Source organism: uncultured Veillonella sp., assembly GCF_934190855.1.
Lineage (GTDB): Bacteria > Bacillota > Negativicutes > Veillonellales > Veillonellaceae > Veillonella.
Map to the genome: position 1 here is coordinate 1 of NZ_CAKPTN010000101.1, position 5954 is coordinate 5954.

Consider the following 5954-nt stretch of genomic DNA (forward strand, 5'->3'; position numbering starts at 1 on the left):
ATCTTGGAAGGTGCTTATGGCCCTACTTCTAATTATGCAGATAAATACTTCTATGAAAAAGGTATCGACATCATCCCTGACGTTCTTGCTAACGGCGGCGGCGTAGTTGTATCCTACTATGAATGGGTACAAAACAAAGCTAGCTTCTACTGGACTGAAGAAGAAGTTAACGAAAGATTAACTAAAAACATGCAAAATAGCTTCGAAGCTGTTTGGGAAATGCAACATAAATACAATGTACCACCTCGTCAAGCAGCGTACATGGTTGCTCTTGAACGCCTCGTAGTTGAAACTAGATGGCGCGGTTATAACTGCTAATCCTTTCTACCTCCATAACATTTAGCCATAAAAAAGGCGTAAGCTCATTTGAGCTTACGCCTTTTTGTTTGCCTATAAATCTTTTTATTTATCTATTTTACTTGAAAGCGCCTACCAAAGCAGCCACACTAGGACGGCTGATCAATGCTTTCACTAAAACAGAGCCAAGAACGGCTGGGATTGTTTGACCTACGATAAGGTTCAATACTAATGGCCAGTATGGAAGGCCAAGCAACGGGCTAAGCCATAACGGCACGCATAATGCAGGTACAAAGATAATTGGCAACATCGCCCACCAAGCGCTAAGGCCAAGCTTACGCATACCTACGATAATACCTGTTGTTAAAATACCGACGCCAAAGCCGCCCATCATATCGAGGATACCAAGACCACCGAATAGGAAGTTAGAAATGAGGTTGCCAATCCCCATGGGAATTACCAAAAACGGAAAGGCATAAGCAAGTGCATATAATGATGTTGCTATACGAATTTGGTACGCTCCGAAAGAAACGCTTTGCGTTACATACAATACAACGATGTACAATGCCACAACCATGGCAGAAATAGTCAATTTACGTGTAGTAATCATAACACTCACCTCCTCAAATAAAAAAAGCATGGCAAAACTACCATGCTAAAATGCTTATGAATTTCCGTAGTTTTGTTTAGAGACAGGATGGTTTCAAACTGTCTTATTTAGTTGTCGCCTTTAGGCAATACTAATATTAGCATATATCTAATATTTTCGCAATCAATTTGGTTGTAGGCGGACTTATATGTAAATCTACTATTAGTGTTAAGTTGGTAAGGACGGGGTGGCGGAAGATACCTTTCCTCATCGCTCCACTGGCTATACGGTCATCGGCCCAGGGCCTCGACCTGCCAAAGTCGCTCTTTGAAAAGGTATCTCCTGCCACTGCGAATTTAGTTAATCAACAAATAAACTAATATTAGCGACGTAGAAGTCCTCCTCAAGGCAAAAATAGTATCTTATCTATTAGTTTATATGCAAAGTAGCCGCCTAAATGGCGGCTACTAATAAAATCCAGTTTTAGTGGATGTAGAGAAGTTCTATTATAGTGCTGGGTCTTCGACGCCGTTGGCTTGGAAGGCGGCTTGTCTGTCGATGCAGGTACCGCAGTGTCCGCATGGTTTGTCGCCGCCTTCGTAACATGACCATGTTAGGTGGTATGGTACGCCGAGTCGTAGGCCTTCTTTTACGACGTCTGCTTTGTTATGGTTGATAAATGGTGCTTCTAAGGAGCATTCTTTGCCGGATCCTTCGAAGATAGCATCGCCCATAGATTTATAGAAGTGTTCTGTACAGTCTGGATATGCGTTACCAGCCGCATCATCGCTATGGGCACCGTAGTAAATATAGCCGCAGTCTAGAGATAAGGCTAAGGAAGCCGCCGCAGATAGGAAAAGACCATTTCTAAATGGCACATAGGTACTAACCGTACATTCCCCTTCTGTTTCTTGTTGTTCCTTGTATGAACCTTGAGGTATTGCCTCTGTGGATTGGGTCAATAAAGAGCAATTGCTGAAGGCAAACAATTTAGTGACATCCATCGTTTTACCTTCAATTCCATAATAAGCGAGAATAGATGCAGCAGCCTCTAGTTCTTTACTATGTTTTTGACCATATTGAATGGATAACGGCACTACATTGTCTTTGCCAAATCTTTCAATAGCTAGCGCTAAACATGTAGTACTATCTACCCCACCGCTGAATAAGACAACAGCCTTTTGTTTTTGAGCCATAAGGTCTCCTTTCACCTATTACAACAGCCCCATCCTAAGATGAGGCTGTAGATTATACTTTCAATATATTATAAATCAATTACCAATTCTACTGGGCAGTGATCAGAGCCAAAGATTTGTTGGTGAATTTTAGCTTCTTGAATTTTGTCGTCAAGACGTTTAGAGGTGATGAAGTAGTCAATTCTCCATCCTGTATTCCGCTCACGAGCTTTGCCCATGTAGGACCACCAACTATATTGCTCAATTGCATCTGGATAGAGGTGACGGAATGTATCTGTGAAACCAGCACCTAACAGTTCTGTCATTTTTGCACGCTCTTCATCGGAGAAGCCTGCATTTTTACGGTTTGTCTTAGGATTTTTAAGGTCGATTTCTTGATGCGCTACATTGAGATCACCACAGAGAATGACTGGTTTTTTCTTATCTAATTCAAGCAAATAGTTACGGAATGCGTCTTCCCAAGCCATACGGTACTCAAGACGAGCCAATTCACGCTGGCTATTCGGCGTATAGCAGCATACTAAATAGAAACTGTCATATTCAGCAGTAATAACACGGCCCTCTTGATCGTGTTCTTCAATGCCGATACCATTAGTTACGGACAACGGTTTAATACGTGTAAATACAGCGGTACCACTGTAGCCTTTTTTCACAGCGCTATTCCAATATTGCTCATAGCCTGGCAATTCCAAAGAAATTTGTTCTGGTTGCAATTTCGTTTCTTGCAAACAGAAAATATCTGCATCTAATTCATTAAAGGATTCCATAAAACCCTTTGTGACAGCGGCGCGTAGGCCGTTTACATTCCAAGAAATTAATTTCAATTCTTACTCCTTTGCGATACTTCGCATCAATCTAATGTTATTCACCGTATTTAACTTGGTGAAAGTCTCTTTCACATAAAATATAAGCAAAGTTTTTGCTTAATATAAGCTAATCTAAAAATTATATTTTAGCGACATTACTGCTGTTTATGTTTTTTTGCATGTCTAGCTTCAGCGCGAGCCTTGCGCACATTTTCGTTGGCCTTAAGGTCGCTTTCACGTTTCTCACGGAAATAATTAGCTACCGTAGACAAAATAAGAACTACCAACACAGTAACATTAAACATACCTGGGCCAAAATTATAAATGTGATAACACATATAGGCAAAGGCAACAACCGTTAACAATTGCTTTAAAAGATTCATTTGACCTCCTATGTTAGTTTAATGTTTCTACACCTGTATTAAGTGGGAATCCATCATAAGTTACCCAGTCACTAGAGCTACCAACATATAATGCAGATTCCAAGCCCACTTCGCTCATAGTTAACAATGCATTACAAGCTGTAACACCAGAACCACAATAGGTTACAACAGGTCGATTTTGATAAATTTCATTATAATACTCAGCCTCTAAGTCTTTTACAGACTTCGGACCATCGACAGTATAGCCACTTTCATAGAAATGATTAACAGCACCAGGAATATGTCCTGTCATACCATCCATCGTATCTACTTGTGATCCATCGTAACGGAAAGGCGCACGAGCATCAATGATAACATGGTCACCACTTTCACTAGCCTTGAGTACCTCATCACGACTCATCACCATATGCGTTTGCAATTCATAGTTAAAAACAGACGGTTCTGTAGGTAACGGAGTTGGTTCTTTAGTTAGACCATGACCTTCCTTAATCCAACGCTCAACACCGCCAGACAATACGCGTACATCCGTTAAACCCATGTAGCGCAACGTCCACCATAAACGTCCCGCCAAGAAGAGCCAAGAGTCATACACAACAACCTTGGAATCACGAGTTATACCATAAGACTCAAAGGTATGAGCCAAACGCTCCATATCTGGCAATGGATGACGACCGCCATGCTCGCCCAAAGGACCTGTTAAATCCTTATTTAAATCCACCGCATAAGAACCTTTAATATGGCCTTTTTTATAATCTTGATAGCCTCGAGCATCTAAAATAATGACCTCATCGAGACAAGCTAACAATTCATTAGGAGTGATAAAATTTGACATAGGTACTCCTTTCATATAATTATATCGAAAAATACAAATCTGATAATATTATTATATACGAGTACAAGAGGATATACAATTTATTTTGGTATAGTGAAAGTTACAATTACTAAAAGATATACATATAAAAAGAACTATATGGCATATATCAGCCATATAGCTCTTTTTCCCATATACTCTTTTTTATTTTATCTAGGTTACATTTCACAACAACGTCTGTATTGTACTTGTCGTTTGTTATTTTAACTTAATAATCTAATCGGAATTTATTACCACAACGCAAGCAAATATAAGTACGTTCCCAATCTCTTCGCAATTGTGGATAAACCGTTCTATTCCAAACAGTACGACGATGTATAGCATATATTAAAATAGCATACGCCCCAATATAAAGAAGTAGAGACCAATTACTCTTACTTAAACCTGAGACCAAAAGCACAAGTCCAAGACCAAAATAAATTCCCAAGGTCCCCATTATAAAAAGACTTGTTGTAGATTTTTTCTTTGGAGGGGTCGCCATCATAGAAAGTACTGTTTGTTGAGTGCCTACGGTATTCCCAACACCAACACCTACTCGGCCACTCATACCAACACCTACACCAGTAGTAACCCCACTTACATTAGAAAATCCACTTGCGTAAGCAATATTATAGCTTTGAATATTTTCCGATTGACAATATGGACATTCAAACACATTCTCACTCATAAGGCTCTCCTATTTAATCTCAAATTATTGTAATCGGACTTATCCTACTAATCCTTAATGAGATATTAATGAGAGTCACAATAATTTTTAATTCTATTATAGTTATAAGGCAATATATAAAATAATCTCAATGCCTATTCCCAATTAACACTAATCGTAGTACAATATTCTGATTGGTTTTTATATTAGGAGGCGATTAGCATGGTCAAATTTAATACTAGCAAAAAAGAAATAACATTAGAAGAAATTCAAAATATTACTACGCCACTATTCAAAAAATATGGTTTTAAATCAGCTTATTTATTTGGTTATTATTCCTCTAACACAACAATTATCGATATTGATATAGAATTTATGGTGGAAGACTCTGATAAAACTGAAGAGTTAGATATGTTAGACTGGTATGATATGATTGATGATTTTGAACATAAGCTTCAACTACCTTGTCAAATCACAGATATGGATATTCTAAAATCTGATAATCATAACTACCTAAAGAAAAAATATTACGATAAATCTATTTTAATTTATAAGGAAAATTGAAGTAGCTCAACAAAGGGCCTGTAACAAAAGCTATATCTGGCCCAACTAACTTTTGCAATTTAACAAAATTAGGATGGTATCGTCTAAACTGATCACCATCAATAGTCATTAAATTATTATTTAATCTTTTATTGGCTAACTTTACAAAAACAGATTTACCAGCACCAGGAGTACCACCAGTAATAATTCCTTCTGGATTTGTTACTGGTGTTAAATTCTTGTTAGTAGATAATATATGCTTCCATATTTTTTCTGTTATCCTAACAGAATCAGCTTCTGTAAATTTTTTTAATCTCTCTATTTCCGCTAATTTATCATCCATTTTAAATACCTTCTAATATAGCTTGTTTTTGCTTAATAAATTCGCCTTCTTTTTCATAATCTATTTCTTCTGGGCTCAATCCATACAACTTACCTTGTAAACGAAGTAGTGAAATAACATCTTTGTTATCAACATCAACATCACGAGCTGTTACAGCAACTACATGACTAATAAACTCAATTAATACATCTTTTTCCATCCAAGTAGCCATAATAATACCTCTTTTCACTAACAAAACAAATATTATCCACAAAAGTTATATTAGTTACTAATACTTTCT

Annotated in this window: 9 protein-coding genes and 1 pseudogene; 2 read left to right on the forward strand and 8 right to left on the reverse strand. The window is 37.6% G+C overall.

Annotated elements, in window-relative coordinates; all coding sequences use genetic code 11:
* Positions 1-318 (forward strand): annotated as a pseudogene (locus tag Q0F90_RS06520) (glutamate dehydrogenase); the annotation flags it as partial.
* Positions 319-415: 97 nt separating this feature from the next.
* Here Q0F90_RS06520 and Q0F90_RS06525 read toward each other — a convergent pair.
* The 6 genes from Q0F90_RS06525 to Q0F90_RS06550 all read right to left on the reverse strand — a co-directional run bounded on the left by Q0F90_RS06525 (position 416) and on the right by Q0F90_RS06550 (position 4809).
* Complete coding sequence (locus Q0F90_RS06525) at positions 416-907, reverse strand: QueT transporter family protein (protein ID WP_296004256.1); 492 nt, start codon at positions 905-907, stop codon at positions 416-418.
* A 485-nt stretch (positions 908-1392) separates the two neighbouring features.
* Positions 1393-2082 (reverse strand): 7-cyano-7-deazaguanine synthase QueC, encoded by a 690-nt coding sequence (gene queC / locus Q0F90_RS06530; RefSeq protein WP_296004257.1) that lies wholly within the window; start codon positions 2080-2082, stop codon positions 1393-1395.
* Positions 2083-2150: 68 nt separating this feature from the next.
* Positions 2151-2906 carry an exodeoxyribonuclease III gene (locus Q0F90_RS06535; protein ID WP_296004258.1) on the reverse strand — a complete coding sequence of 252 codons (756 nt, stop codon included), beginning with the start codon at positions 2904-2906 and terminating at the stop codon, positions 2151-2153.
* Between the two features lie 137 nt (positions 2907-3043).
* Positions 3044-3271 (reverse strand): hypothetical protein, encoded by a 228-nt coding sequence (locus Q0F90_RS06540; protein ID WP_296004259.1) that lies wholly within the window; start codon positions 3269-3271, stop codon positions 3044-3046.
* A 13-nt stretch (positions 3272-3284) separates the two neighbouring features.
* Entirely contained in the window at positions 3285-4103 is an 819-nt protein-coding gene (locus Q0F90_RS06545; RefSeq protein WP_296004260.1) for a sulfurtransferase, read from the reverse strand.
* Positions 4104-4350: 247 nt separating this feature from the next.
* Positions 4351-4809, reverse strand: coding sequence for a hypothetical protein (locus tag Q0F90_RS06550; protein ID WP_296004261.1), 459 nt, complete (start codon positions 4807-4809; stop codon positions 4351-4353).
* A gap of 201 nt (positions 4810-5010) precedes the next feature.
* On the opposite strand from Q0F90_RS06550, the gene Q0F90_RS06555 reads away from it, so the two are divergent.
* On the forward strand, positions 5011-5352 hold the full coding sequence (locus tag Q0F90_RS06555; protein ID WP_273298089.1) for a hypothetical protein: 342 nt from the start codon (positions 5011-5013) through the stop codon (positions 5350-5352).
* On the opposite strand, the gene Q0F90_RS06560 is transcribed toward Q0F90_RS06555, so the two are convergent.
* Positions 5327-5674: a zeta toxin family protein gene (locus tag Q0F90_RS06560; RefSeq protein ID WP_273298090.1), complete on the reverse strand. Its 348-nt coding sequence runs from the start codon at positions 5672-5674 to the stop codon at positions 5327-5329. The two genes, Q0F90_RS06555 and Q0F90_RS06560, sit on opposite strands and share 26 nt — an antisense overlap.
* 1 nt (position 5675) lies before the next feature.
* The gene (locus Q0F90_RS06565; RefSeq protein WP_296004262.1) at positions 5676-5885 is read right to left on the reverse strand and encodes a hypothetical protein; all 210 of its coding nucleotides are present in this window, start codon (positions 5883-5885) and stop codon (positions 5676-5678) included.
* Positions 5886-5954 lie beyond the last annotated feature (69 nt).

Excerpts from the sequence above, each read along its gene's own strand:
- Q0F90_RS06525 (WP_296004256.1), bottom strand. The coding sequence starts at position 907 with ATGATTACTACACGTAAATTGACTATTTCTGCCATGGTTGTGGCATTG.
- queC (WP_296004257.1), bottom strand. The coding sequence starts at position 2,082 with ATGGCTCAAAAACAAAAGGCTGTTGTCTTATTCAGCGGTGGGGTAGAT.
- Q0F90_RS06540 (WP_296004259.1), bottom strand. The coding sequence starts at position 3,271 with ATGAATCTTTTAAAGCAATTGTTAACGGTTGTTGCCTTTGCCTATATG.
- Q0F90_RS06545 (WP_296004260.1), bottom strand. The coding sequence starts at position 4,103 with ATGTCAAATTTTATCACTCCTAATGAATTGTTAGCTTGTCTCGATGAG.
- Q0F90_RS06550 (WP_296004261.1), bottom strand. The coding sequence starts at position 4,809 with ATGAGTGAGAATGTGTTTGAATGTCCATATTGTCAATCGGAAAATATT.
- Q0F90_RS06555 (WP_273298089.1), top strand. The coding sequence starts at position 5,011 with ATGGTCAAATTTAATACTAGCAAAAAAGAAATAACATTAGAAGAAATT.
- Q0F90_RS06560 (WP_273298090.1), bottom strand. The coding sequence starts at position 5,674 with ATGGATGATAAATTAGCGGAAATAGAGAGATTAAAAAAATTTACAGAA.
- Q0F90_RS06565 (WP_296004262.1), bottom strand. The coding sequence starts at position 5,885 with ATGGCTACTTGGATGGAAAAAGATGTATTAATTGAGTTTATTAGTCAT.